This window comes from Vibrio hepatarius, assembly GCF_001274785.1.
GTDB lineage: Bacteria > Pseudomonadota > Gammaproteobacteria > Enterobacterales > Vibrionaceae > Vibrio > Vibrio hepatarius.
The window spans coordinates 415,663-441,443 of the sequence record NZ_LHPI01000001.1 but is presented as its reverse complement, the minus strand read 5'-3'; the positions used below and the strand labels follow the sequence as shown (position 1 = coordinate 441,443).

The window sequence follows — 25,781 nt, the reverse complement described above, 5'->3', positions numbered from 1 at the left end:
CAAAATGCTTGGGGCTTTTGTGTTTTAAATGCATCGAGCATTATTCGAGTTACTATTCACGCTCTCTGAAGCGATAAGTATATTTTATGTTCATAACAGGCTGATAGGCGATATCACCGTTACTTGTCATTACTTCTTTGATTGTAATCTGTGAATCAAGTAACTCTACAGATCTCTTGTCGACAAGGTCATTACTGTTTAGGTATGCGTTTTGACCCAATTCACGAGGAGATTGTGCATTGACATCTTGAAGCATCATTTTACCAGCAGCATATGCTGCCTCTTTACTTGCAACTGGTTCACCCACCATACTACTAGTTGTAACACGTGTTTCATAAGAACCGGATAACCCCGCAAATGAAGCTGTACTAACGAGAACTAAACCAGCTAAAGATAATACCTTAATCATAACTTGCTCCTTCCTTACCAATAGTTGAACTGAATCCCGCTCAACTTTCTAAATGGTACGTAACATTGGACCGTAATGGATTCGAATAAATTGCACCTATTCATCAGCTTTTTTGAACTAACTAAATAAGAGCTAAACCTCTATAATCTATCCAATTTTGGTCTACATTATGCTTAAGAAATAATGTGCATTATTTCATTCAGTTGTTGCTTTGATTCTAGAATTAAGAAAGATAACTGTTCTCATTCAATAGAGTGATTGGTTATAAGATACACACTAAATATCATATAAATACCAGTGGTATTGCACACTAAGGCACGTAAAAGGCGCACTTATTTATCGCAATGCTACTAATACCAAACCCAGCAGTATCATCACTGAACCAACCACTCGAGTAAGCAGTAACCTTTCAAACAAAAAAACGACTCCCAAAACCATGCCGATCACTATGCTCAATTGGCGTAGTGCTACGACGTAGCTAACATTCTCGGTCATCGTCATTGCAAGCAAAACCAGTCCATAGGTCGTCGACATCATAATCCCAGCAATCGTTGTTGAGCGACGTATTTGCCACGCTTCAACGATATCAACCCAAGATTTGCTCAGAGTCAGATAAATGACAAAACAAAGTGAGATCGACCAGAACTGAAGTCCTAGATAGAAAATCGCGCTGCTAACATCGCTGACTTGAGAATGAAACGTCTGGTCGAGTATTAATAACGCCTCTTTGTCGACTACAGAGTAACCCGCGGTGCCTATCGCCGCGATCACCGCCCAGACCACGCCAAGATGCGCATAGTTACGAACGTTAAGTTGACTGAACGACTCCAAAGGGACAAACAGACAGCCAATTGTGATCAGTAAAAACCCAAACCAAGCATAAGCCGTCAATGAATAGCCCAGCAAGACGGTTACCACACCGACCATTAGAACAGGTAGCGCACGAGCAATTGGATAAACCACGCCAATATCGGCTTGTTTATACGCAAACCCCAGTCCCAATAAGTAGATCATCTGAGCAATGCCACTGATGACAAGTAAATACCAAAACTTAGTTGGCATCACTGCCAGACCAACGGTATTGCAGTACCAAACGAGAAAAGGTGAGAGTAGCAAAGCTGCCGCGGTAGCACTCGATAGGAAAAATGCAGGGCCAGACGCAGTATTGCTTTTACTTAGAAGATTCCAGCCAGCATGCAGAAAAGCAGAAACCACCACCAAAATGATCGCCAAGAGCGACATATTAAATCCTTATAAAAAAGGCTTCCTTATGGAAGCCTCAATCCTATTGCTGAAAGGGTTAGCGCTGAAGCTCTGCGAGTGACTCAATACTGATTGCATCATGACGCCAGTACTCGATATCGCAGTCGATCAACTCTCCATTTTGGTTGTAGTTGATGCGCTCAACCACCATTGCAGGCGTCCCTGACGTTGCTCTCAGCGCTTGAGCTGTTTCACCTAAAAGCGTGCTGGTAGAAATCCGGTAACGCGTTTTCTGGTAAACCACACCAAAATGCTCACGATAAATATCGGTCAGTGAGTTGGAGAGGTCGAAATCTAACAGGTTAGGAAACAACTCTGGACGGATATAGTTGGTGACATAAACAACTGGACGCTCTTCCAAGAACCTCACTCGGTCAACACGATAGACGTCAGAGAAAGGCTGAAGGTTCAGTAAACTCGCGGCTTGCTTGTTAGCTAAAATCCCTTTTGCCGCGACCACTTGCGTTTTAGGCACTCGATTTTGCGCCAGCGCCATATTGGGAAAGTTCAGTGTCTGAGTTGGATCGTATTTCAAAGGCTCAGGAGAAATAAACCAACCTCTCCTATCTTCGCGATAAATTCGCCCTTCTGCTTCCAACAGGGACAACGCTTCGCGCAAAGTTACGCGTGTGGTATCAAATGATTCTGCCAACTTTCTTTCTGCTGGTAGTTTCTGTCTTGGAGACAGCAAACCCGATTCGATTTGTTCGACAATGGAGTCTTTAATTTTAACGTACTGCACTTATTGTCCTTATCTGTTACGCCACGCTTGTGTTCGATTCTCTAACCATTTGCCCAGTGTCATGTGAAGCAACTTCGCTACTGCAGCCGACAGCATAATCATCACTGCCATGGCCGCCGCTGACCCCGTTTGCCCCGCATCGTCCATATTCAAAACCGATACCGAAGCAGGAATGGTGTCTGTCGAATAGATAAATACTACCGCAGAAGTGGTGGTTAATGCATTAATAAACAGGTAGCTAGCGATATCTAGAATCGCTGGCATACAAACCGGCAGCGTTACTTTTAAGAACAACTTGTATTGCGGAAGTTTCACAGACGCGGCCGTCGCCTCTATTTCAGCAGGAATCTGCTTTAATGCTGTCAATGCCGTCATATGACCAACGGTGTAATAGTGCACCACGGTGTTGGCAACAAGAAACGCCATCGTGCCATAAAGTACATTCAACGGGTTATTCACATCATTGAAGTAAAAGATATAGCCCAGGCCTAACACCATACCGGGCACCGCCATCGGCATTACACTCAACATCTGCATCACTTGTCGAACAGGAGAAAATGCACGCCCTTTTTCAATGCAATACGCACCAACAAAAATGATCGTGGTTCCTATGATCGCCGTCCATGTCGCAAGTGATAGAGAGTTAAAGTACGGGCTCCAGCCGTAGGTACTCATTTCCGCAAAGTTATAGTTGTTGAGGGTCAATGCTGTATTCCACGGCCAGAAAGTGACTAGCGAGCCATATACCGCCATTCCTAACACAGCAATCACCGCACAAGAAATCAACGTGCAAAAGACCAAACACACACCATCACGCACTGGATTCGGTTCGGGCTGGTAAGGAACAGAGCGAGTATCGAACAAGCTCTTTTGTTTTCTCTGTACCCAACGGTCGGCGGTAAAAGCAAACAACGCTGGAATCAACAATACGATACTGGTGACAGCCCCCATCGAAAAGTTCTGCTGCCCGACAACTTGCTTAAAGATATCCGTCGCCAAAACGTTGTAACTGCCACCGATTACTTTTGGCACACCGAAATCACACACCACCAGCGTAAACACAACAATCAAAGTGCTGATAAAGCCATACTTGGCGGCAGGCAATGTCACGATAAAAAAGGTTTTGAATGAAGAGGTTTTTAACGCTCGCGCGGCTTCATACAATCTCGCATCCGATGTGCGCAGAGAGGTTGTCATGATCATCAACGCGTGTGGAAACGTCCAGAATATCAGGCCAAGAGAAATACCAATCAAACCGTAAATTGAGTGTCCAGCTAAGAGTTCTTTTGCAATCCCCTGATTACCAAACAAGAAAATCAGACTGATAGCCGGAAGCAAAGACGGAGCCAAAATTGGTGCGGTCCCCAATACGTGAAATAGACCTTTGAAAGGCATGCAGGAGCGAGTCAGTGCGTACGCATAGCCAAATGACAACACACCGACGACAACGGTCACTAAAAGCCCGACTTTGAACGTATTACCAAGTGATTGCCAAAGCGCAGCGTGTGAAAAATAGTTGGCAAAATTTGCCAAGCCGACAAAGTCCCCAGCACTGTTTTGCACACTTTTTACCATCATCGCCCATAGCGGCATAACGATAAACAGCACCATCAATACAGACAGTAGAGTCAATAGCGCAAACAACACTACATTGTCACGGCTCAAACGACTTACCCACCTAGTTTCGCCTAGTGATGAGTTCGAGACTTTCATCGTTGGGTTACTCATAGTAGAAAACTCCATTACTCTCCCCTACGCGGCTTTGCTGTTTAACTCAGCAGGGGCAGTCGCTGGATAAGCCAAGTTCCCTTGCTGTGCAAACTTCACGTATCGCAACTCACCGACCGTTAAATTCAGTTGCTGCACCGCCTCGCCTGTTATATCAGCGTAAATTGGCGCAGCGTGTTTATCGTCTTGTAGTTCGCACTCAACACGATAAAACGCACCCAAAAATTCGCATGACTTGATACGCACAGGCAGAGCATCTGTGGCGCTTTGAACAATTCGGACCCCTTCAGGGCGCACCGCAAGAGTAAAACGGTCACCGCGCGATAAGTCGTAGTTATTTACCTCAGGCAACGGCAGCAAAGACTCCGCTACACGCAGGCTGGTATCGGTGGCTAAAGAGGCGTCGATAAAGTTCATTTTGCCAACAAACCCTGCAACAAAACGCGTCGCTGGACGCTGATAGATCTCTTGCGGCGTGCCCACCTGCTCAATCACACCATGGTTCATCACCACAATGCGATCCGCCATGGTCAGCGCTTCATCTTGGTCGTGTGTGACCATAATCGTCGTGATGCCTAGTTTGCGTTGCAGCTTACAGATTTCATCACGCAGATGAACGCGCACTTTTGCATCGAGTGCAGACAAAGGCTCATCAAGGAGCAGTAACCCTGGAGATAATGCCAGCGCGCGGGCTAAAGCAACGCGCTGTTGCTGGCCACCAGAGAGTTGATTAGGAAACTTATGCGCTGAGGTTGGCAAACCTATCATCTCAAGCCAGTATTCCACTTTTTCTAACGCGTCCTTGGTCGATATCCCTTGGTTTTTCAGACCAATAGCGATGTTCTCTTGAACGGTCAGATTGGGAAACAGAGCGTAAGACTGAAAGACAATACCGAAGTCTCGCTTTTCAGGTGGTAGGAACGTGGTATCTTGGCCGTCTTGTTGAATTGCACCAGAGGTTGGTAAATCTAGGCCTGCGATTGCTCTTAGCAACGTGGTTTTACCGCAGCCTGAAGGGCCAAGAAAGCAAACAAATTCACCTTTTTCGATCGCCAGTGAGATTTGCTTTAACGCGGTGAATTGTCCAAATTGCTTCACCACATTCTCAATTTGTAGGTAAGGTTGGTTAGTTGACATAACACACTCTCCAAATGGTATATACCAACCTTAAATCCGCTTTATTGCAGTCGAATGACAAATTTATAGACGAAAGATGACAGCAAGATGAAACCGTAGGGAGAGAAAACTCGTTAGATGCTAAGCCGTTATCGCCCTAGTCGTGCCATTCAACCGACATTCTGAAATAAGGGACGTCCCCTTTATAGAAACGCTCACCACATTTATTCATGGCAAAACGTTGATACAAACCTACCGCCGTTTCGCGTGCATCACACCACAACTGACGGACCTGCTTCGCTTGTAAATCGCTGATGATACGTTGCAAAACCTGACTGCCGATACCTTTGCCTTGATAATCATGCAGTGTCGCGAACTTTCTTAACCGCGCACTGCCGTTTTCGATAAATATCGATGCAACACAAACCAATTTGTCGCCGTCAAATGCCCCATAATGCAGCCCTTGTTCGTCTTCTTCGACGCGGCAAAACTCTTCGCTTTTGCTTGGCCACAGCACAACAAATCGTATCGGCAGAGTTTCTTCTGCGCTGATCATTTTAATCTTCATAATGTTCCCTATTTAACCGAGCACTAATGTGCCTTGCTTTAACACAGAATGCAAAAAGGAGAGCACAGGCTCTCCTTTGGTTATTTGTCTTTATCTGACTAAAATGATTACGATTTAGGCTCAGATTTCGCGTCAAACTTCTCTGACCAAGTCGCTAGGATATCAGCGCGCTTACTACCCATTTGCGCAAAATCCATCTTCGCCATATTAGCTTGTACGTTCGGGAAGTTCGATACTGTCGCTTTTACGTCTTTGTGAGCAACAACTGGGTACATTTCTACGTACAGCTCGTTCGCCGCTTTTGAAATTGACCAATCGACCACGCGTTTAGCCGCATCAGACTCTTTTACCAACCCAACCGCTTCTGATTCCCAGCCAATACCTTTTGGCGTGATCACGTCCAAAGGCGCGCCCTGAGTCTTCAACTTCGCACCGCGGCTTGCCATAGAGATACCAATTGCGACTTCACCCATCCCCGCTTGAACACATGGCTTAGAACCAGAGTGCGTGTAATGTGCGATATTGTTATCGAGCTTTTTCATGTAATCCCAAGCTTTGTCTTCACCCATATTTTGCAGCCATGCAGAAACCTGCATGTAACCCGTACCTGATGATGCAGGGTTTGGCATTGCAATATGACCTTTGTAAACTGGCTTGGTTAAATCTTCCCAGCTCATTGGTTTTGGCAAGTTTAATTGCTTAGCCACCACTTCGTTGAAACACACCGCGTTAAAGAACGCATCATTGCCAAACCACGCTTGGTTCGACTGAGGGTCATTCAGGCTAGCGTTTAGCTCATTTACACCTTTTGGCGTGTATGGTTTAAGAATGCCTTCTTCTTTTAGTAACGCCATCGAAGAACCCGCCAAACCCCAAACGACTTCTGCGCGAGGGTTATTTTTCTCTGCCAGCAGCTTTGCGGTCATGATGCCTGTTGAATCACGTACCCACTTGATCGTTACGTCTGGATTTTCTTTTTCAAACGCCGATTTGTACTTGGCCAGAATGTCAGTTTCGAAAGCGGTGTAAACCGTCACTTCCTGTGCTGCGAATGCATTTGTTGCCAGCAGTGAAACCAGTGCAGCTAGCGATCCTTTCATCAAACGGTTTTTCATCATCTTCTCCAATTTAGACTGTTTCGTTTGAAGACCACTTGTTTAACGTTTCGGACTAACAATGTGGTCTGTACCAGTTGACGATACCCACCCTAAAATGTGTTTGTGACGAAAGCATGAACAAAAAATGGCAGTTGTGCGAAACAAAGGCCAAATCGATTTTCGATAAATTTCCCTGCCGATTTGATATTAAAGTTTTATGAAATCCGCTTGTGAGCTATTTACTCCGATTTTTTGCTGCTGATAAAGTACCAATAAATTCTGGTATACACCAAAAATACAAAACGGATATTGTCATGAAGAACGAATACTTATTGCTGACCCCTGGACCACTATCGACATCGGAGACGGTACGCGAAGCCATGCTTAAAGACTGGTGTACTTGGGATGACGAATACAACAAAGACGTGGTCGAGGTGATTCGCAGCAAGCTGGTGAAACTAGCGACTCAGCAAGATGGATACACCAGTGTACTCATGCAAGGTAGCGGTACAGCATCTGTAGAAGCCACCATCGGTAGCACAATTGATAACAATGGAAAGCTACTCGTGGTCGACAATGGCGCTTACGGCGCTCGTATTGCTCAGATTGCCGACTACCTAAATATCCCATGCCATGTCGTTTCTCCTGGCGAAACATCACAGCCGCACTTGAACGAGGTAGAAACGGCATTGGCATCGGATACCGCAATCACCCACGTCGCGATTGTCCACTGTGAAACCACCACCGGCATGCTGAACCCAATTGAAGCAATTGCAGCATTGGCAAAGCAACACAACAAAACCGTGATTCTCGACGCGATGTCGAGCTTTGGTGGCATTCCAATGGACATCGGCGAGCTTGGCATCGACTTTATGATCAGCTCTGCCAACAAGTGTATTCAAGGCGTACCTGGCTTTGGCTTTGTCATTGCGAAACAAGATGAACTCGAAAAATGCAAAGGCCGTGCGCGCTCACTAAGCCTAGATTTGTATGACCAATGGCACTGCATGGAGGCCAACCACGGCAAGTGGCGCTTTACCTCACCGACTCATACCGTGCGCGCGTTTTACCAAGCGCTGCTCGAACTTGAGCAAGAAGGCGGTATTGACGCCAGACACCAACGCTATAAAACGAACCAACAAACATTAGTCGAAGGCATGCGCAAACTGGGCTTCAAGCCACTGCTGAGCGATGAACTTCACTCGCCGATCATCACCTCTTTCCACTCTCCAATGAGTGACGCTTACGAATTCAAACGATTCTACGCTCAGCTCAAAGAACATGGATTTGTGATTTATCCGGGCAAAGTCTCTAACGCCGACTGTTTCCGTATCGGCAATATTGGCGAAGTCTACCCAGAAGACATCCAACGTTTAATTCAAGCGGTGAGCAAGTCTATGTACTGGAACGACAACGTGACGGCAGCGTAACCATGGATAACAACGTACAACCGACCCACTTTCGTAGCGAAGGCGATATCAATACAACGCCTGCACGCGACAAATGGAACAAATCGATTGCAGACCAAGACACTCAATCGTTGCTGAAAAGAGATAGCGATGTGTTTCTGCATCAAGCAATGTCAACGCCATGCCTAGACTCACTCGCAGGCGCAGAAGGTATTTACTTGCAAGATACCTCTGGTAAGCGCTACATGGACTTTCATGGAAACAACGTCCATCAGCTTGGTTATGCTCATCCACATGTCATTAAGAAAGTGCAAGAGCAGATCGCCAAACTGCCTTTTTCACCTCGTCGTTTCACCAATGAAATCGCGGTTCAATGCGCAGAAAAACTCACAGAAATCTGTGGTGGCGAATTAAATCGAGTGTTGTTTGCACCGGGTGGAACCTCAGCGATAGGTATGGCGCTCAAACTGGCGCGTCATATCACTGGCAACTACAAAGTCGTTTCTCTGTGGGATTCTTTTCATGGTGCATCGCTTGATGCCATTTCGGTCGGAGGTGAAGCCTGTTTTCGTCAAGGCATGGGACCATTAATGGCTGGCGTAGAGCGTATTCCACCAGCGGTTTCTTATCGTGGTACATTTCCGTTACACAACGCTTCCTCAAACGAGAATGGCGATGTTCACTATGCCGATTATCTTGAGTACGTCATCGAAAAAGAAGGTGGCGTTGGCGCTTTTATCGCGGAAGCCGTACGTAACACCGATATTCAAGTGCCAAGCAAAGCCTACTGGAAACGGATACGAGAAATCTGCGACAAACATAATGTCATGCTGATCATTGATGACATTCCTAACGGTATGGGGCGCAGTGGCGAATGGTTTACCCACCAGGCTTACGATATCGAACCCGACATCCTTTGTATTGGCAAAGGCTTAGGCGGAGGGTTAGTACCGATTGCCGCGATGATCACCAAAGACAAGTACAACACCGCAGAGCAAATCTCTATGGGTCATTACACCCATGAAAAAAGCCCAATTGGTTGTGCGGCAGCGCTTGCGACAATCGAAGCCATCGAAAACGAAAATCTAATAGAGAAAGCCAAAAACGACAGCCAACTCATGCGCGATGAGCTACTACGCATGAAAGAGCAGTACCCATTGATAGGCGACGTGCGTGGGATCGGATTGTTGTGGGGCGTGGAGTTAGTCACTGATAGAGAGTCCAAACAACGCGCCTACGACGAAGCAGAAGCCGTGCTCTACCAATGCTTGAGCAACGGCCTGAGCTTTAAAGTCTCTCAGGGTAATGTGATTCAACTTAGCCCTCCGCTGATCATTGCTCGCCAACAACTCAAACAAGCGCTGGCAATATTTGAACAAGCCATTGCTGATACATGTAAAGAATACAACTACTTATAAGGGATAAATGATGACTCTTTCCTCTTCACCGCTGCAAGCCGTCATTTTTGACTGGGCAGGCACCATTGTTGATTTCGGATCGTTCGCGCCAACCAGCATTTTTGTTGAAGCATTTAAACGTGGTTACGACTTTGACATCACACTCGACGAAGCGCGTGAGCCAATGGGCCTAGGCAAGTGGGACCATATTCAAGCCGTGGGCCGTTTACCGAGCGTCGACAAACGTTGGCAAGCTCAGTTTGGTCGTGCGATGAACAGTGATGATATCGACCGTATTTACGCCACATTTATGCCGTTGCAGAAAGCCAAAGTGGCGGATCATGCAGCGCCAATTCTTAACGCCATTGAGGTTGTCGAGGGGCTTAAGCAGCGTGGCATCAAAATTGGATCTTGCTCTGGCTATCCTCGCGAAGTAATGAACGTTCTTATCCCAGCGGCGGCCGATTACGGCTACAAGCCTGATTACGTGGTCGCGACTGATGACTTGCCACAAGGCGGTCGCCCTGCCCCGTTTATGGCGTTGAAAAACGTGATTGAACTAGGCGTCACCAACGTATCTGCCTGTATTAAAGTCGATGACGCCGCACCCGGTATCGATGAAGGCCATAACGCAGGTATGTGGACGGTAGGTTTGTTGTTGTCAGGCAACGAAGCAGGCTTAACGTTCGAAGAGTACCAAGCGGCGAGTGAAGAAACTCTGGCAATCGCACGTGAAAAAGCGCGAGTAAAACTCAGCAAAAGCGCACCGCATTACCTGATCGATACCATTGCCGATCTACCTGCGGTCGTGACTGAGATCGAACGCCGAATCGCTGCGGGTGAGCGTCCTTAAGTAACAAAACAATCGGGCGCCCTTTCTCAAGAGCGCCCGATAACTCATCTCTGTAAAACCTTAAGCTACCAAGATGTTTTTCAATTCATGCAATGAGTTTACGGTGTAGTTTGGCGCAATGCCCTGTACTTGCTCTGCGCTATGAGTATTCAACCAACAAGTCTCAATCCCAAAGTTGATCCCACCGAGGATGTCAGAATGAGGATTATCACCCACCATCAGAATCTTGCTCTTACACGGATTACCCATCACTTCCAATGCGTGGCTGAAAATACCCGCGTCCGGTTTCGCAACGCCCACCTCTTCAGAGATAATCACGTGGTCGAAAAACTCGGTCATACCGGTGCGCTCTAAACGAATCGCCTGAAGTTCAGTAAACCCATTAGTAATAATGCCCATTTTGGCTTTGCCTTGCAGCGCTTCCATTAGCTCTTTCGCACCCGGTAACAAAGTGCAAATGTCGGCCATCGCTTCTAAAAAGGCGCTGTTTAGCTCTTGAGTTGTGGTCTCAAGCTTGGTCGCCCACTCTTGAAAGCGAGTGTGTTTCAGCTCGTGCGCGGTGATTTTTCCGTCTTGGTAATCCACCCACAGCGGTTTGTTGACCTTCTGGTAATGCTCAAAATCTTGCTGGGTAAAATCCACACCTTTGCGAGAGAACATTAGCTGCATCCCTTTAAATGCGTCAAAGTGGAACAGGGTTTCGTCAGCGTCAAATAAGATCCAATCGTACTTCATTTTTCTCTCCTCAAATTTGCCCTGCTAGTGTAGATTGTTTTCCATTAGATGATAATCTAAGAATATAGAAATTAATTGTAAACCAAAACTCAACTATGCAAGCATTCTCATCCATTCCTGTTTTTGTCGCCGTCGTTGAATGTGGTGGATTTTCACCAGCGGCGAATAAGCTCAACATCACCAAATCGGCGGTGAGCAAGCGCATCAACCAGTTGGAAGATGAACTGGGAATTCGGCTGCTTAACCGTACTACCCGAAAACTGAGTCTTACCGAAGCAGGAAAACGCTACTACGAGTATGTTTCGCAATCTCTTAATCTTGCCCAGCAAGGCATTGACGCAGTTACTGAGTTGCAAGGAAATCCACGCGGAAAGCTCAAGCTCACAGCGCCGATGTCATTTGGTGTATTGCATGTCGCGCCTTTGGTTGCTGAGTTTCTCGCGCTTTATCCTGATGTGGAAATCGACCTACAACTCGAAGATCGCATGGTGGATTTGGTCCAAGATGGTTTCGATTTGGGTATCCGAATTGGCAACCTGCCGCTATCTAATCTTGTGGCAAAACGACTGACACCTTGTCGCAGTGTACTTTGTGCTTCACCAGATTACTTGCAGCAACACGGTTCACCGAGCAAACCTTCTGACTTATCCAATCACAACTGCTTGCAATACACCTATTATCGTGGCGGCTCTGAATGGGTGTTTGAGTCTATGGGAAATGAGTTCCGAGTCGTGCCTAAAGGACGCCTAACCGTCAACAACAGTGAAGCGATCCGCAGAGCGGCCATCGAAGGCGTTGGCATTGGTCAGTTACCGACATTTATCGTCGCCAAAGACATGGCGGCTGGGAATCTCATTCCAGTGATGCAAGACTATCAATTACCAATGCATGCCGTTTATGCGGTGTTCCCAGAGCGTAAACACATGCCCGTCAAAGTGCGGACGTTTATTGATTTTATTAGCGAACGTTTAGGTGCGGACAATCCTTATTGGGACAGCATGATCAAAGACACGCTTAATCTGTGATCCAATGCCCACGATTAGCAATCCAACAACTTTCTTCACCAAATCATGATGTTAAGCAAGCAGGCACAGATTAGAACCACTACCATTGAGCCGTTGTATTAAGCCAGCCAAAGTGGAGTCTGCTATGAAACACTTTCTACCATCCAGCGTTATGCTCACCCCGTTTGTAGTCAAACACTATCCCACTCAAGATGAAGAGACCGAGATTGACGTGCAACAAGAAGACGAACTGAAGCACGTTGACGAAGAGGAAGAATGAGATCCACTTCAGGTCGAAAATGCTGAAGATCATCTACCCTAGGTAGCGTTAAAGACAAAAGGAAATGTGAACAATGAAAAAAGTAGCCGTCATACTCAGTGGTTCCGGTGTATTTGATGGAGCAGAAATCCATGAAGCCGTTCTTGCGTTGCATGCGATTGAAAAGCAAGGCGCAACATGGCACTGCTTTGCGCCAAATATCGACCAGCTCCACGTCATTAACCACAAAACCGGCGAAGAGATGGACGAAACGCGCAACGTGTTGGTAGAAGCAGCACGTATCGCACGTGGTAACATTGAAGATGTCGCCAAGCTAAACCCTGACGAGTTCGATGCCCTACTACTACCGGGCGGTTTTGGCGCAGCAAAAAACCTGACTGATTTCGCGGTCCACGGCGCAGAATGTAGCATCAATACCCACGTAGCCTCGGCTTGTCGCGCTTTTGCTCAGGCCAACAAACCTGCGGGTTATTTGTGTATCGCTCCTGTGATTATCCCGATGATCTACGAAAACGGTGTCAAAGGTACGATAGGCAATGATGCTGCGACTGCTGCCGCGTTCAACATCATGGGAGGCGAACACGTAGACTGCGCAGTTGACGAGATCGTGTACGACCAAGAGAACAAAGTGCTATCGACACCCGCTTACATGCTAGCCAACTCGATTTCAGAAGCCGCTTCTGGCATTGAAAAACTCGTGAGCAAACTACTTTCCCTCGCCTAGAATTGTATATTTATTCAACAAAAGCCCTTTAAATTTCCGTTTAAAGGGCTTTTTTATTTTTACATCCATCAACAGCTCGCAACTCATCCTACCAAAAACCTGAACAAGCAACTCACATTAAGTCACTAAAAATAAATAACTTTATCAAGAAAATTATACAATCGTGCGCATATCACAATTTCACATCAAACTACTCATTAAGAAGTAGGAGATTAAGTGAGTTCATCTATACTCAGTGAAAAGATATGCAACCAAAAACTTATAAGCTCTTTCCAATAAACACATAACAATGGAGTAATACAATGACGAGTGCATTTTTCATCCCTACAGTAAATTTGATGGGCGCAGGCTGTCTTAAAGACGCAGCAGACAGTATTCAGTCAAAAGGTTTTAAAAAAGGTCTTATTGTTACCGATAAAATTCTGAACCAAATCGGTGTCGTTAAGAAAGTCCAAGACCTTTTGACTGAACGTGACGTCGAAACTGTAGTCTTTGATGGCACACAACCCAACCCTACGATTTCTAACGTTAATGACGGTCTTGCGCTGCTAAAAGCGAATGACTGTGATTTCGTTGTCTCTTTGGGCGGTGGTTCACCACACGACTGTGCAAAAGGCATTTCTTTAGTTGCGGCAAACGGCGGAAAAATCGGTGATTACGAAGGCGTTGACCAATCAGCTAAACCAATGCTACCTCTAGTTTCTATCAACACCACGGCAGGTACTGCCTCTGAAATGACTCGTTTCTGCATCATCACCGATGAAGAACGTCATATCAAAATGGCAATCGTAGATAAGCACACTACTCCGCTAATCTCGGTTAACGACCCTGAGCTAATGCTTGCTAAACCAGCGTCTTTGACTGCGGCAACTGGTATGGATGCACTGACTCACGCGGTGGAAGCGTACGTTTCAACTGCGGCAACGCCGATTACTGACGCTGTCGCAATTAAAGCGATCGAACTGATCCAAGCTCACCTACGTACTGCAGTTAAGGATGGCAGTAACCTAGAAGCTCGTGAACAAATGGCTTACGCGCAATTCATGGCGGGTATGGCATTTAACAACGCATCACTTGGCTATGTTCACGCAATGGCGCACCAACTGGGCGGTTTCTACGACCTACCACACGGTGTGTGTAATGCGATTCTTCTACCACACGTACAGCGCTACAACGCGCAAGTCGTGCCTGCTCGTCTACGTGACGTAGCAAAATCACTAGGTGTGAACGTTGAAGGTATGACACCAGAGCAAGGTGCAGACGCAGCGATTGAAGCTATCGTGTCACTAGCGAAAGATGTTGGCATCCCAGCAGGCATCCAAGAGCTAGGCGCGAAAGCGGAAGACATCCCAACGCTTGCCGACAACGCACTAAAAGATGCTTGTGGTTTCACTAACCCTAAACAAGCGACGCACGAAGAGATCACAGCGATTTTCGAAGCTGCGATGTAATCTATAGCGTAATCCGACACGGATTAATGACAGATAAAAAAGCCCTCGACGTATCTCGAGGGCTTTTTCTTTGTTGTTTCTTAGTATTTGGTATGCGCAGCTTGTTAAAGCATTTCTTTGGCAATCAAGTGCAGTAGATACGTTTCACGTTCGATGCTCATGCCTTTCTTTGGGCTTTCCGCGATGGTTTTCTCGTTGTGAGCAATCGCATCATGGATGTTGACCCAAACTGGCTTCATACCGTTTTTCACTTCGTAGTCTTCATACGCGGTTTCACCTAACTGCGCATCAATTTTGCAGCTGTAGCAGTAAGATGTCATGTGCATCACGTCCGCGTCGTCTTTGTACCAAGGGCGAAACTCTTCATAAATACCAAAAGGTTTAATGCTATGAATGTTGCGCGCACCCGTTTCTTCCTGAAGCTCTCTGACCATACCAGCAATCACATCTTCACCTTCGTCCAAGCCACCACCAGGAATGGTGTAATCGTGGTAACGCTCGGTGTAGAGCAGTAAGATATTTTCACCTTCGACGACAATCGCACGTGCCGCTTTACGCTGAAAAACGGTTTTGTCGTCCAAATGTTCAATATCCGGGTGAACGGTAGTTTTTAAATGTCTCATGACTGCTGCTTGTTAGTCGAATTTGCGCAGATTCTACCACATCACCCTGCGCTCTCAAGCTCACGAATCAAGAATGAACCCACAATAAATTGATGGTTTAATTTTTTATTATTTAGAGGTTCAATAAGAGCAATTTCCCTCCAGCATCTATTTTGAGAGGCTCTTTATGTTAGATGTCGCATTATTCAGCGCTAAATCGTACGACGAAGTGTCATTTCGTAAGGCCAATAAGCAGTTTGGCTTTAATCTCCATTTCCACGATTTCGCTTTAACACCGAAAACCGCCAAGATGGCGCAAGGTTCGCAAGTCGTCTGCCCGTTTGTGAATGACGATTTATCCGCTGAAGTGCTGAAGTCACTTGCCGAGCATGGGGTTAAGATGGTCGCAATGCGCTGCGCAGGGTTTGACCGCGTCGATTTAGACGCAGCCAAACAACTCGGCATCCAAGTCGTTCGCGTACCAGCTTATTCACCAGAGTCCGTCGCTGAGCACACGGTGGGTTTAATGATGAGCCTAAACCGTCGCTTCCATAAAGCGTACCAGAGAACCCGTGACGCCAACTTCTCGTTGGACGGCTTAGTCGGCTTTAACTTCCACGGTAAAACCGCAGGTGTCATCGGCACGGGTAAAATCGGTATCGCGACAATGCGCATTCTTAAAGGGCTAGGCATGAACATTCTCTGCTTTGACCCATATGAAAACCCGCTAGCGATTGAAATGGGTGCGACATACTGCAGCAAAGATCAGTTGTTTCAACAAAGCGATGTGATCACGCTGCATTGTCCAATGTCTGAAGAAAACTACCACTTGCTGGATGAGAAAGCCTTCAATCAAATGAAAGATGGTGTGATGATCATTAACACCAGCCGTGGTGGATTATTGGATGCATCTGCGGCGATCGAGGCGCTAAAGAAAGGCCGTATCGGCGCACTGGGTTTGGATGTGTATGAGAACGAGAAAGAGCTGTTCTTCCGTGACAAATCCAACGATGTCATCGTCGATGATGTATTCCGTCGCCTATCCGCGTGTCACAACGTGCTGTTTACTGGACATCAGGCATTCTTAACCGACGAAGCGCTCGGTAATATCGCCGACACAACACTCGGCAGTGTCGCGGCGTTCCAAGAAGGTAAGCGTTCAGGCAATGAATTGATCGAGTTTTAAACGTTACCAGATAAGCAAAGGGCTTCCAATCAGAAGCCCTTTTTCGTTACTAACTTTTTATTATTTACGTAGTGAGTTAAGTTTCGCTTGAGCAATACCAAAGACAGTATTGATCGGGTAACTGCCCTCTTCACTCAAGGTGCCGGCTGGTTTACCCATAAACAGCTCGATTGCCTCAGTCACGTGGTCTATTGCCCAGATATGAAACTCGCCTTTTTCGACCGCTTTCACCACATCTTGTCTCAACATCAGGTTGTGAGTGTTCGCACGAGGAATAATCACTCCTTGCTCGTGGCTACGGCCTTTAATGGTACACACATCGAAGAAACCTTCGATCTTCTCATTCACCCCGCCAATTGGCTGTGCTTCGCCAAACTGGTTCATTGAGCCAGTAATCGCAATATCCTGACGGTTTGGTTGTTTCGAGAACGCGGATACCACGGCACAAAACTCTGCCATACTCGCGCTGTCACCATCCACGCCACCATAAGATTGCTCGAAGGTGATGGTGGTATTGAGCGGCACCTTAGCGGTTTTGCCGAACACCGATGACAAGTAGGCACTGAGGATCATTACCCCTTTGGAGTGAATGCTACCGCCTAGGTCAACACTGCGCTCAATGTCGATCACATCACCCTCGCCGTAACAGGTCGTCGCGGTGATTCGGTTTGGCGCACCAAACATATATTCGCTAGTACTTAACACCGATAACGCGTTGACCTGACCAATCGCCGTACCTTCGGTTTGGATCAGCGTCGTGCCGTTCACAAATCCTTCCATGACGGTATCTTTCAAGCGGCTAACACGCAGCTCTTGGTTCGCTAACGCTTCCTCTACATGGCTCGAACGAATCATGTTTGAGTTCGCCTGCCTAGCCACATAATTGGACTCTCGCAACAGGTTCGCGATATGCGCGGAATGCAAAGAGAGCTTGTTCTGATCGCCCGCTAGTCGAGAGCTGTGCTCAATAATGCGCGCGATCGCTTTGCGGTCGCAATGCAGCATGTTGTTGTCATTAACGACACTGGAAATAAAGCGCGCGTAATGCAGCTCAGATTCATCGGTACGCGTCATCTCGTCTTCAAAATCTGCGGTCACTCTGAACAGTTCGCTAAACTCCGGATCGTAGTGCTGCAGCAATTGATAAGTGCGGTAATCGCCGAACAAGATGATCTTCACATCCAATGGAATCGGTTCAGGATCGAGTGATACTGTGCCGGTAAGAGTGACTTCTTTCTCCAGCGAAGTGTAACTCAACTGGCGAGCCCGCAAGGCTCGTTTTAGACCATCCCAAACATACGGCTGCTCCAATACCTTTTGCGCATCCATCAATAACACGCCGCCGTTCGCTTTGTGCAAACTGCCCGGACGAATCAATGAGAAATCCGTAAACACGGTACCTTTGAACGTTGCGGTTTCCACATAACCAAACAACGAGTGGTAGTTCGGGTTCTCTTCCACCACAATCGGGAAGTCTTCTTTTTTGCGGCTTACTAGAACGTTAATCTTGTAGCGGCGCGGCAGTTTCTTATCCAATGACGCACTGGCAATCTCCGCCTGCTCTTCGCTTTTCTCTAAGAAAATATCGGCGTTTTCAACGATATCTTTCTGTAGGTCTTTTAGGTACGCCTTAATCTCTGGGTAACGAGAATAGTCCTTCTTCAACTGTTTGATGAAATGAGCGATAACGTCGAGTGTGACTTCGTCGTTAAGCTTTTTGATCTTATCGCTGTACGACTCTTCCCATTCTGTCAGCTGTCTCACCATATCGCGCAGCTGCACTTCCAGCGCATCAATCGTATCGCTGAAATGTTCTTGTTCTTTCTTACTTAGATTGTCGAAGCTCTCTTCGGTGTGCATCTCTTCGCCATTCATAGCGACAAATTGATAGTCGCCCTGAGTGGTGATGGTCAGACTGATACCTTGCGCTTTTGCTTCTTTGGCTATCTGCGCCAGCTCCGCTTCTTGTTTTTGCGCCAGCTGATTTTTCAGCTTGTCTGCACGGCTGTAGTAAATTTCATTGTCGAACGCAAGTGGCAGTGCGTTAAGCAATTTAGAGATGAGTTTCTCGATATCTTGTCTGAACCGACTGCCCACTCCACATGGCAGTTTGAGTACTTTTGGCGTACGGACATCATCGAAATTCGCCACATAACACCAGTCGTAGAGGTCATTTACGTCGTGCTTGTGTCGATTCAGATAACGCAGGATCATAGTGCGCTTTCCAAGCCCGTTCTGGCCAATCGCATAGATGTTGTAGCCTTTCTCTTTGATCGACATCGCGAACTCTACCGCTTTCTGCGCACGTTTCTGCCCGACGATCTCATCGATTGGCGCCAACTCTTTTGTCGACTTGCTTGGCAACATTTCTAGCTCTGCAGCATGGTAAAGCTTGCTGGCTTCTAGCCGTTGAATAGCCATCTCAAATTTCCTTATTATTCTAATATTCCACTAGTTTAGGCTAGATTTGGTTATATTTTAGTGACTTACGCACTATTTAAGTTCAAGTGATTAAATATCCACCAACTTATTTTTAATTTGCAATTAAATGATAATTATTTGCAATAGAGAATTAATTGCATTTAAATATGCGAGAACGTAATTCTGGTGGAGTATAAAACATGGATCTACAGCAGTGCTGGACTCACTATCTCAAAGCTGAGCAGTTATTAGAACAAGGCCACTGGCCTGAAGCTCACTATCTGTATGATCAGGTGCTTTGCCACCTTCCAACCCATATTCAATCGGCTCTCGATTGCAAAGACACCAAACCGTGTCAGTTTAGCTGTTTGCTCACTGGCTTGCGCGATGCCGCAGTATCGCAATCGGAAATTCTCAATAAATTGGGACAACACGACCGAGCGTTTGAACTGCTCAATCAAAGCTACGCACTACTACAGTTTCTCTCGATTGAAAGCGCTGACTTAGTCAAAGCGACCTACCATATTCTGGATAAAAACAGTGAAGAGCTATTGCAGCATATGGCGGCCTTTTGTAGTGCGCAGCGTAACGCACAGTGGATGCTTGAATTCGAACGCGTACAAAGAGCGCACCACCATTTTGCCACACTGAAAGCCCATTCCCCAACACCAGAAAGCGCTCGTCTCATTAATTAAAATAAAGGAATACCCATGTCACAGGCTTCTATTTTAGAGGTAAGACACCTCTCAGTGAGCTTTACCACCAACGATGGCATCGTTGACGCGGTAAAGGATGTGAACTTTGAACTATACAAGGGTGAAACGCTGGCGATTGTTGGCGAGTCCGGCAGTGGGAAGTCTGTTTCGACTAACGCCCTAATGCAGCTTTTACCCAACAACGCGATCGTCCATTCTCAAGCAAGCATAGTGTTTGAGGGCGAAGAACTGCTCGATAAAAGTGAAAAGCAGATGCGCTCCATTCGTGGCGACCGCATCGGAATGATTTTCCAAGAGCCGATGACGTCGCTCAATCCTTATATGCGCGTAGGCATTCAGGTCGCCGAAGCGATTATGTGTCATCGCAGGGTCTCTAAATCTCAGGCAAAGCAGCGTGTGTTAGAACTGTTTGAGTTGGTTCATATGCCAAATCCAACTCAGGCTTACACTAAGTATCCACACGAGTTTTCTGGTGGCCAGCTACAGCGCATCATGATTGCGATGGCATTGATTAACGAGCCAGATATTCTGATTGCCGATGAGCCGACCACTGCGCTCGATGTAACGGTGCAGGCCGAAGTGCTCAATCTACTGAAAGAAATACAAAACAAAATGGGCATGGCGATTTTGTTTATCACCCACGACCTTGGCGTGGTAAAGCATTTGGCTGACCGAGTCATCGTAATGTGTAAAGGCGATGTGGTCGAGCAAGGTGAATGCGCAGCGCTGTTTGCTAATCCGCAGCACAGTTACACCCAAATGTTGATAGATTCGATCCCACACGGCAGCAAAGATCCCATTTGCGACAGGTCGCCATCTTTGCTCAAAGCAGACGACATCCGCGTGAAGTTTTTAACCCATACACACTTTTTGCCAAGCAAGAACCGCTACTTTGAAGCGGTAAAAGGGATTTCACTCGACCTCAAGCAAGGTGAAACACTTGGGATCGTGGGTGAGTCCGGCTCGGGCAAATCGACGCTAGGGCGCGCTCTGATTGGATTACTGCCATACAGCGGTGAGATTGAATACAAAGGGCAAAAACTTTCTCAACTGACTGAGAAACAACGCTTCGCGCTCAAAAAAGACATCCAGATGGTGTTCCAAGATCCATACGGTTCGCTGTCACCAAGAATGACCATCGGTGAAATCATTACCGAAGGCTTAACCGTCCACCAGCCTCATCTCAGCCGTAGCGAGCGAATGCAAAAAGCTCGTAAAGCATTGGAAGAAGTTCGCTTAGATCCTCATTCAATTAACCGTTACCCTCATGAGTTTTCTGGTGGGCAACGTCAACGTATCGCCATTGCACGCGCGCTGATTTTAGAACCAAGCTTTATTCTGCTGGATGAACCGACTTCTGCGCTGGATCGCTCAGTACAGTTGACCGTGATTGACCTACTAAAAGATATTCAGAAGAAGCACAACATCGGTTTCTTGTTTATCAGCCACGACTTGAGCGTGGTAAAAGCACTGTCTGACCGCGTGTTAGTGATGCAAAAAGGTGAAGTCATGGAACAAGGAACCGCAGAAGAAATCTTCCACAATCCGCAAAGTGACTACACCAAAAAGCTTATTGCGGCGTCGTTTGATTTGGAACATCCAGACAAAGTTGCCTAGAGTCAAAAGAGTTTCGGTTTGGCCGCCGATTTCTACTAATCTATCGCTTCAACCTTAGATTGGTAGCCAACACGCCGACGCAAGGATGCGTCGGCTTTATTATTTTTAGAAGTAGTGAGAAATGGCCAAGTATCGTGTGCGGATATGCTCGATAAGTAGCTTCACTTTGTTTGGTGGCTGACGGGTAAACGGATAAACCGCATACACACCCAAACGCTTACCCACCTGCTCTGGGAACAAATCAACTAGCTGGCCGTTACGTAAATCATGGTAAACCAGACACCTTGGCACGTAGGCTATGCCATGCCCGCCGAGCGCCGCTTTTCTTAGTGCTGTCGCGTTATCAGTGTTAAACGTACCCGAGACACCGACAATGTAGTTGCCCTTTTCGCCTTTAAATTCCCACTCACTCGCGCCAGTGGTTTGATACGCATATTGCAAACAGTTGTGATTGACTAAATCTTCCGGTCGAGCAGGTTTGGAGTTTCGCGCAATGTACGTTGGCGAGGCGCACACCACCCATTGAGAGTCGAGAATATGTCTGGCGATCAAGCTGGAATCTTCCAGATAACCGGTACGAATGACCAAATCGTAACCGCCTTCAATTAAGTCGACAAAGCGGTTATTGAGCGACATATCGACGGTTAAACCCGGGTGCATGTTACAAAACTCCGCCACGGCATCGGCCAAAATTAAATCACCCGAAATGCACGGCACCGACATTTTGATGTGTCCGCTTATATTCTCACCAAAGCCTGAGACCGCATCCATAGCTTCAAGAGTGGCTTGCTTCACATTTTTGGCTCCGTGTGTCAGCGCCTTTCCTGCCTCTGTGAGGGTTAATTTACGCGTAGTTCGATATAATAATTGAACGCCTAACTCCTCTTCCAGGCGGGCAATTCTTTTGCTAACTACCGAATTTGTAAGGCTATTTGCCTCTGCAACCTTACTAAAGCTGCCCATCTCTACTACCTGTGAAAACAGGATTAAATCGTCTGCACGCATCGCATTATGCCATTTTTGGAACTAATTATTTTCATTATTTCCCTATATCAAAAAAAAATAAAGGGGTAGATTCACCGCGAATTAACACAATTATCACAATCATAAAATCGAAGAGATTCTGAAGAATCCTGATTTAAGAAAGTAGTACCAATCTGGATAAGTAGTTGTACGGATAATTGCACCGAGACGAAACACTTAACGCTCAACAAAACTTGGTTAATCTTTGGTTACCATAATTTTAATTACCAAGATCAACTCAGTCCTAAGTGAAGTCTACCAGCAATGCGTGACCGAATGCTTATTTAGATTGGTATCCCAAGCGTGCAAGAGGATGTACCAATGAGTGAAACATTATTAGCCCTTGTGGCCTTCTCACCAATCGTGGTGGCGGCCATTTTACTTGTCGGCCTTAACTGGCCTGCAAAACGCGCGATGCCTGTCGCGTTCGGATTAACCGTTGTTATTGCCCTGTTCTTCTGGGATATGACAACAAACCGTGTACTTGCGTCGGTTTTCCAAGGTTTAGGTATTACTGTCTCTGTATTATGGATTGTGTTTGGCGCAATCTTCCTACTCAACACACTAAAGCATACAGGCGCGATTGCGACTATCCGTAACGGCTTTACCAATATTTCTCCAGACCGCCGTATTCAAGCGATCATCATCGCATGGTGTTTTGGTTCATTCATTGAAGGTGCATCAGGCTTCGGTACACCAGCGGCAATCGCAGCGCCTTTGTTAGTGGCGATCGGCTTCCCTGCATTAGCAGCGGTCCTAATGGGTATGATGATCCAGTCTACGCCGGTTTCATTCGGTGCGGTGGGTACACCAATTATCGTTGGTGTCAGCAAAGGTCTAGATACACACAACATTACCGAATCGCTACTGGCTAACGGTTCAACGTGGGAAGCGTACGTTCAGCAAATTACCTCTAGCGTAGCGCTTATTCACGCGACAGTTGGTACGTTAATGCCGGTTCTTATGGCGATGATGCTAACGCGTTTCTTCGGTAAGAATAAGAGCTGGACGGAAGGTCTGGATATCCTACCATTTGCTATCTTTGCAGGTCTGTCATTCACCATTCCTTACGCACTAACTGGTGTATTCCTAGGCGCTGAATTCCCATCTCTGATTGGTGGTTTGTTCGGTCTAGCGGTAGTAGTATCTGCAGCAAAACGCGGCTTCCTAGTGCCAAAATCAACGTGGGATTTCGAAGACGAGAAGAAATGGCCAGCAGAATGGCTAGGCTCTCTAAAAGTAGAGAAAGAAGAAGCCGTTGCGCAACCAATGAGCATGGCGAAAGCATGGCTACCGTACGTACTGCTTGCTGTCATCCTAGTGGCAAGCCGCGTAAGCGCAGACTTCAAAGCGATGCTAACGGGCGTAAGTATCTCATTTAGCAACATTCTTGGCGAAGCTGGCATCAGCGCTGCTATTCAGCCGCTATACCTGCCAGGTGGCATTCTGGTGTTCTCTGCTCTACTTGCGGTTCTTCTCCAGTCTCGTAGCGTGACGCCACTGATTAAAGCGGCGGGCGAATCGAGCAAAACGCTGATTGGCGCAGGCTTTGTACTGGTATTTACTATTCCGATGGTGCGTATCTTTATTAACTCGGGCATCAACGAAGCTGACCTAGCAAGTATGCCAGTAACCACCGCAAACTTTGCTGCTGGCCTAGTTGGCGAAGCCTTCCCTGCGCTAAGTGCAACAATCGGTGCGCTGGGTGCTTTCATTGCGGGATCTAACACGGTTTCAAACATGATGTTCAGCCAGTTCCAGTTTGAAGTAGCACAAACGCTGACTATCTCAAGCGCAACAGTAGTGGCTCTACAAGCAGTCGGTGCTGCGGCAGGTAACATGATTGCGATTCACAACGTGGTAGCAGCATCAGCAACTGTAGGTCTACTAGGCCGCGAAGGCGCGACGCTACGCAAGACAGTGATTCCAACATTCTACTACCTTGTAGTAACGGGCATCATCGGTATGGTCGCGATTTACGGCCTACACATTACTGATGCGTTAATGAAATAACACCAAGAGTTTTGGCGCTAATGCCTAATCCCCTGACAAGAGCGGACACTAGTGTCATTTTTAGCGGGTATTAGCGCCTTCTTCATCTTAGATATCGATTTAGCCTTCACGAGAAAGGCTTATTACTAAACTGCTGTTACACATCGCTTCTCTTAACGGATAAAGCGACATTTAAGTAAAGACCAGCTCAGCTTTCCTTGAAAGCACAGAATTAATAGGACTGATTATTATGATTATCTCTGCTTCAACAGATTACCGCAAAGCTGCTAAAGCCAAGCTACCTCCATTCCTGTTTCATTACATTGACGGTGGTTCGTACGGAGAACACACCTTAAGACGTAACACGGAAGATTTGGCAGAGATTGCCCTAAAACAGCGTGTACTTAAGAACATGTCTGATCTGAGCCTAGACACTGAAATCTTCGGCGAAAAATTTGCGCTACCAATCGCACTTTCGCCTGTTGGTCTAACAGGTATGTACGCGCGCCGTGGTGAAGTTCAGGCAGCAAAAGCGGCAGAAAAGAAAGGCATTCCTTTCACAATGTCCACCGTTTCTGTTTGTCCTATTGAAGAAGTGGCACCTGCTATCGAACGTCCTATGTGGTTCCAGCTTTACGTACTGAAAGACCGTGGCTTTATGCGCAACGTTCTTGAGCGTGCAAAAGCAGCAGGTGTTACAACGCTGGTATTTACGGTTGATATGCCAGTACCGGGCGCACGTTACCGTGACATGCACTCTGGTATGAGTGGTCCGAATGCAGCGTCACGTCGCGTTTTCCAAGCAATGCGTCACCCACAATGGGCGTTTGATGTTGGCCTGTTTGGTAAACCACACGACCTAGGTAACATCTCAACATACCGTGGTGAACCGACCAAACTAGAAGATTACATCGGTTGGTTGGGCGAAAACTTCGACCCATCCATCTCTTGGAAAGACTTGGAGTGGATTCGTGACTTCTGGGATGGCCCGATGATCATCAAAGGCATTCTTGACGTTGAAGACGCGAAAGACGCGGTGAAATTCGGCGCAGACGGTATTGTGGTATCTAACCACGGTGGTCGTCAGCTTGACGGCGTCATGTCTTCAGCGAAAGCACTACCAAGCATTGCAGACGCAGTAAAAGGTGACCTGAAGATCTTCGTTGACTCAGGTATCCGCACGGGCCTAGACGTAGTTCGTATGCTGGCGATGGGTGCAGACTGCGCAATGCTAGGCCGTTCGTACATCTACGCACTTGCGGCGCAAGGTCAGATGGGTGTTGAAAACCTTCTTGACCTGTATGAGAAAGAGATGCGTGTAGCGATGACGCTAACGGGTGCGAAGAGCATTCAAGATTTGAATCGCGACTCGCTAGTTAATATCTAAGATGTAATTGAATAGGTGTCACAGCAATCTCAACCATTGTGTGGCACCTTTTTTATCACTG

General features: G+C 46.8%; 23 protein-coding genes. 12 read left to right on the top strand and 11 right to left on the bottom strand.

Annotation, left to right across the window (positions count from 1 at the left end; translation table 11 throughout):
- Positions 1-52: 52 nt before the first annotated feature.
- The 7 genes from AKJ31_RS01965 to AKJ31_RS01935 form a co-directional block, all read right to left on the bottom strand.
- The gene (locus AKJ31_RS01965; protein ID WP_053407405.1) at positions 53-409 is read right to left on the bottom strand and encodes a DUF3316 domain-containing protein; all 357 of its coding nucleotides are present in this window, start codon (positions 407-409) and stop codon (positions 53-55) included.
- A 336-nt stretch (positions 410-745) separates the two neighbouring features.
- Positions 746-1,651, bottom strand: a complete 906-nt coding sequence (locus AKJ31_RS01960) for an EamA family transporter (protein ID WP_053407404.1) — start codon at positions 1,649-1,651, stop codon at positions 746-748.
- A 58-nt stretch (positions 1,652-1,709) separates the two neighbouring features.
- A complete protein-coding gene (gene phnR / locus AKJ31_RS01955) occupies positions 1,710-2,414 on the bottom strand; it encodes a phosphonate utilization transcriptional regulator PhnR (RefSeq protein ID WP_053407403.1) in 705 nt (234 codons plus the stop codon).
- Between the two features lie 9 nt (positions 2,415-2,423).
- On the bottom strand, positions 2,424-4,142 hold the full coding sequence (locus AKJ31_RS01950; protein ID WP_245639012.1) for a putative 2-aminoethylphosphonate ABC transporter permease subunit: 1,719 nt from the start codon (positions 4,140-4,142) through the stop codon (positions 2,424-2,426).
- A 24-nt stretch (positions 4,143-4,166) separates the two neighbouring features.
- Entirely contained in the window at positions 4,167-5,279 is a 1,113-nt protein-coding gene (locus AKJ31_RS01945; RefSeq protein ID WP_053407401.1) for a putative 2-aminoethylphosphonate ABC transporter ATP-binding protein, read from the bottom strand.
- A 136-nt stretch (positions 5,280-5,415) separates the two neighbouring features.
- Positions 5,416-5,826, bottom strand: a complete 411-nt coding sequence (locus AKJ31_RS01940) for a GNAT family N-acetyltransferase (RefSeq protein WP_053407400.1) — start codon at positions 5,824-5,826, stop codon at positions 5,416-5,418.
- A gap of 107 nt (positions 5,827-5,933) precedes the next feature.
- On the bottom strand, positions 5,934-6,944 hold the full coding sequence (locus AKJ31_RS01935) for a putative 2-aminoethylphosphonate ABC transporter substrate-binding protein (protein WP_053407399.1): 1,011 nt from the start codon (positions 6,942-6,944) through the stop codon (positions 5,934-5,936).
- Positions 6,945-7,237: 293 nt separating this feature from the next.
- On the opposite strand from AKJ31_RS01935, the gene phnW reads away from it, so the two are divergent.
- From phnW to phnX, 3 genes are read left to right on the top strand one after another with little or no spacing between them, the layout of a single operon-like run.
- Positions 7,238-8,353 carry a 2-aminoethylphosphonate--pyruvate transaminase gene (gene phnW, locus AKJ31_RS01930; protein ID WP_053407398.1) on the top strand — a complete coding sequence of 372 codons (1,116 nt, stop codon included), beginning with the start codon at positions 7,238-7,240 and terminating at the stop codon, positions 8,351-8,353.
- A 2-nt stretch (positions 8,354-8,355) separates the two neighbouring features.
- Positions 8,356-9,750, top strand: coding sequence for an aspartate aminotransferase family protein (locus tag AKJ31_RS01925; protein ID WP_053407397.1), 1,395 nt, complete (start codon positions 8,356-8,358; stop codon positions 9,748-9,750).
- Positions 9,751-9,760: 10 nt separating this feature from the next.
- Positions 9,761-10,582, top strand: coding sequence for a phosphonoacetaldehyde hydrolase (phnX, locus tag AKJ31_RS01920; RefSeq protein ID WP_053407396.1), 822 nt, complete (start codon positions 9,761-9,763; stop codon positions 10,580-10,582).
- Between the two features lie 60 nt (positions 10,583-10,642).
- On the opposite strand, the gene yjjG is transcribed toward phnX, so the two are convergent.
- A complete protein-coding gene (gene yjjG, locus AKJ31_RS01915; protein ID WP_053407395.1) occupies positions 10,643-11,317 on the bottom strand; it encodes a pyrimidine 5'-nucleotidase in 675 nt (224 codons plus the stop codon).
- Between the two features lie 95 nt (positions 11,318-11,412).
- On the opposite strand from yjjG, the gene AKJ31_RS01910 reads away from it, so the two are divergent.
- The 4 genes from AKJ31_RS01910 to yiaY all read left to right on the top strand — a co-directional run bounded on the left by AKJ31_RS01910 (position 11,413) and on the right by yiaY (position 14,776).
- Positions 11,413-12,342, top strand: coding sequence for a LysR family transcriptional regulator (locus AKJ31_RS01910; RefSeq protein WP_053407394.1), 930 nt, complete (start codon positions 11,413-11,415; stop codon positions 12,340-12,342).
- Positions 12,343-12,466: 124 nt separating this feature from the next.
- Positions 12,467-12,601, top strand: coding sequence for a hypothetical protein (locus AKJ31_RS23510; RefSeq protein WP_281173326.1), 135 nt, complete (start codon positions 12,467-12,469; stop codon positions 12,599-12,601).
- Between the two features lie 73 nt (positions 12,602-12,674).
- Positions 12,675-13,325 (top strand): isoprenoid biosynthesis glyoxalase ElbB, encoded by a 651-nt coding sequence (gene elbB / locus AKJ31_RS01905; RefSeq protein WP_053407393.1) that lies wholly within the window; start codon positions 12,675-12,677, stop codon positions 13,323-13,325.
- Positions 13,326-13,627: 302 nt separating this feature from the next.
- Positions 13,628-14,776: an L-threonine dehydrogenase gene (gene yiaY, locus AKJ31_RS01900; protein WP_053407392.1), complete on the top strand. Its 1,149-nt coding sequence runs from the start codon at positions 13,628-13,630 to the stop codon at positions 14,774-14,776.
- Positions 14,777-14,880: 104 nt separating this feature from the next.
- On the opposite strand, the gene AKJ31_RS01895 is transcribed toward yiaY, so the two are convergent.
- Positions 14,881-15,399 carry an NUDIX hydrolase gene (locus AKJ31_RS01895; protein WP_053407391.1) on the bottom strand — a complete coding sequence of 173 codons (519 nt, stop codon included), beginning with the start codon at positions 15,397-15,399 and terminating at the stop codon, positions 14,881-14,883.
- A gap of 166 nt (positions 15,400-15,565) precedes the next feature.
- Between AKJ31_RS01895 and AKJ31_RS01890 the strand changes: the two genes are divergently transcribed.
- Positions 15,566-16,564: a 2-hydroxyacid dehydrogenase gene (locus tag AKJ31_RS01890; protein WP_053407390.1), complete on the top strand. Its 999-nt coding sequence runs from the start codon at positions 15,566-15,568 to the stop codon at positions 16,562-16,564.
- 60 nt (positions 16,565-16,624) lie between these two features.
- On the opposite strand, the gene AKJ31_RS01885 is transcribed toward AKJ31_RS01890, so the two are convergent.
- A complete protein-coding gene (locus tag AKJ31_RS01885) occupies positions 16,625-18,985 on the bottom strand; it encodes a Lon protease family protein (protein ID WP_053407389.1) in 2,361 nt (786 codons plus the stop codon).
- Positions 18,986-19,185: 200 nt separating this feature from the next.
- Here AKJ31_RS01885 and AKJ31_RS01880 point away from each other — a divergent pair, with 200 nt between their 5' ends.
- Together AKJ31_RS01880 and AKJ31_RS01875 are read left to right on the top strand one after the other, a co-directional pair.
- Positions 19,186-19,680 (top strand): hypothetical protein, encoded by a 495-nt coding sequence (locus tag AKJ31_RS01880; RefSeq protein ID WP_053407388.1) that lies wholly within the window; start codon positions 19,186-19,188, stop codon positions 19,678-19,680.
- Between the two features lie 15 nt (positions 19,681-19,695).
- Positions 19,696-21,318 carry an ABC transporter ATP-binding protein gene (locus AKJ31_RS01875; RefSeq protein WP_053407387.1) on the top strand — a complete coding sequence of 541 codons (1,623 nt, stop codon included), beginning with the start codon at positions 19,696-19,698 and terminating at the stop codon, positions 21,316-21,318.
- 105 nt (positions 21,319-21,423) lie between these two features.
- On the opposite strand, the gene AKJ31_RS01870 is transcribed toward AKJ31_RS01875, so the two are convergent.
- Positions 21,424-22,323, bottom strand: coding sequence for a LysR family transcriptional regulator (locus AKJ31_RS01870; protein ID WP_053407386.1), 900 nt, complete (start codon positions 22,321-22,323; stop codon positions 21,424-21,426).
- Positions 22,324-22,662: 339 nt separating this feature from the next.
- On the opposite strand from AKJ31_RS01870, the gene AKJ31_RS01865 reads away from it, so the two are divergent.
- Both AKJ31_RS01865 and lldD read left to right on the top strand, forming a co-directional pair.
- On the top strand, positions 22,663-24,354 hold the full coding sequence (locus AKJ31_RS01865) for an L-lactate permease (RefSeq protein WP_053407385.1): 1,692 nt from the start codon (positions 22,663-22,665) through the stop codon (positions 24,352-24,354).
- A 229-nt stretch (positions 24,355-24,583) separates the two neighbouring features.
- Positions 24,584-25,720, top strand: a complete 1,137-nt coding sequence (lldD, locus tag AKJ31_RS01860; RefSeq protein WP_053407384.1) for an FMN-dependent L-lactate dehydrogenase LldD — start codon at positions 24,584-24,586, stop codon at positions 25,718-25,720.
- Positions 25,721-25,781 lie beyond the last annotated feature (61 nt).

Coding starts and splice junctions, on each gene's coding strand:
- AKJ31_RS01965 (WP_053407405.1), bottom strand. CDS start 409: ATGATTAAGGTATTATCTTTAGCTGGTTTAGTTCTCGTTAGTACAGCT.
- AKJ31_RS01960 (WP_053407404.1), bottom strand. CDS start 1,651: ATGTCGCTCTTGGCGATCATTTTGGTGGTGGTTTCTGCTTTTCTGCAT.
- AKJ31_RS01950 (WP_245639012.1), bottom strand. CDS start 4,142: ATGAGTAACCCAACGATGAAAGTCTCGAACTCATCACTAGGCGAAACT.
- AKJ31_RS01945 (WP_053407401.1), bottom strand. CDS start 5,279: ATGTCAACTAACCAACCTTACCTACAAATTGAGAATGTGGTGAAGCAA.
- AKJ31_RS01940 (WP_053407400.1), bottom strand. CDS start 5,826: ATGAAGATTAAAATGATCAGCGCAGAAGAAACTCTGCCGATACGATTT.
- AKJ31_RS01935 (WP_053407399.1), bottom strand. CDS start 6,944: ATGATGAAAAACCGTTTGATGAAAGGATCGCTAGCTGCACTGGTTTCA.
- phnW (WP_053407398.1), top strand. CDS start 7,238: ATGAAGAACGAATACTTATTGCTGACCCCTGGACCACTATCGACATCG.
- AKJ31_RS01925 (WP_053407397.1), top strand. CDS start 8,356: ATGGATAACAACGTACAACCGACCCACTTTCGTAGCGAAGGCGATATC.
- phnX (WP_053407396.1), top strand. CDS start 9,761: ATGACTCTTTCCTCTTCACCGCTGCAAGCCGTCATTTTTGACTGGGCA.
- yjjG (WP_053407395.1), bottom strand. CDS start 11,317: ATGAAGTACGATTGGATCTTATTTGACGCTGACGAAACCCTGTTCCAC.
- AKJ31_RS01910 (WP_053407394.1), top strand. CDS start 11,413: ATGCAAGCATTCTCATCCATTCCTGTTTTTGTCGCCGTCGTTGAATGT.
- AKJ31_RS23510 (WP_281173326.1), top strand. CDS start 12,467: ATGAAACACTTTCTACCATCCAGCGTTATGCTCACCCCGTTTGTAGTC.
- elbB (WP_053407393.1), top strand. CDS start 12,675: ATGAAAAAAGTAGCCGTCATACTCAGTGGTTCCGGTGTATTTGATGGA.
- yiaY (WP_053407392.1), top strand. CDS start 13,628: ATGACGAGTGCATTTTTCATCCCTACAGTAAATTTGATGGGCGCAGGC.
- AKJ31_RS01895 (WP_053407391.1), bottom strand. CDS start 15,399: ATGAGACATTTAAAAACTACCGTTCACCCGGATATTGAACATTTGGAC.
- AKJ31_RS01890 (WP_053407390.1), top strand. CDS start 15,566: ATGTTAGATGTCGCATTATTCAGCGCTAAATCGTACGACGAAGTGTCA.
- AKJ31_RS01885 (WP_053407389.1), bottom strand. CDS start 18,985: ATGGCTATTCAACGGCTAGAAGCCAGCAAGCTTTACCATGCTGCAGAG.
- AKJ31_RS01880 (WP_053407388.1), top strand. CDS start 19,186: ATGGATCTACAGCAGTGCTGGACTCACTATCTCAAAGCTGAGCAGTTA.
- AKJ31_RS01875 (WP_053407387.1), top strand. CDS start 19,696: ATGTCACAGGCTTCTATTTTAGAGGTAAGACACCTCTCAGTGAGCTTT.
- AKJ31_RS01870 (WP_053407386.1), bottom strand. CDS start 22,323: ATGCGTGCAGACGATTTAATCCTGTTTTCACAGGTAGTAGAGATGGGC.
- AKJ31_RS01865 (WP_053407385.1), top strand. CDS start 22,663: ATGAGTGAAACATTATTAGCCCTTGTGGCCTTCTCACCAATCGTGGTG.
- lldD (WP_053407384.1), top strand. CDS start 24,584: ATGATTATCTCTGCTTCAACAGATTACCGCAAAGCTGCTAAAGCCAAG.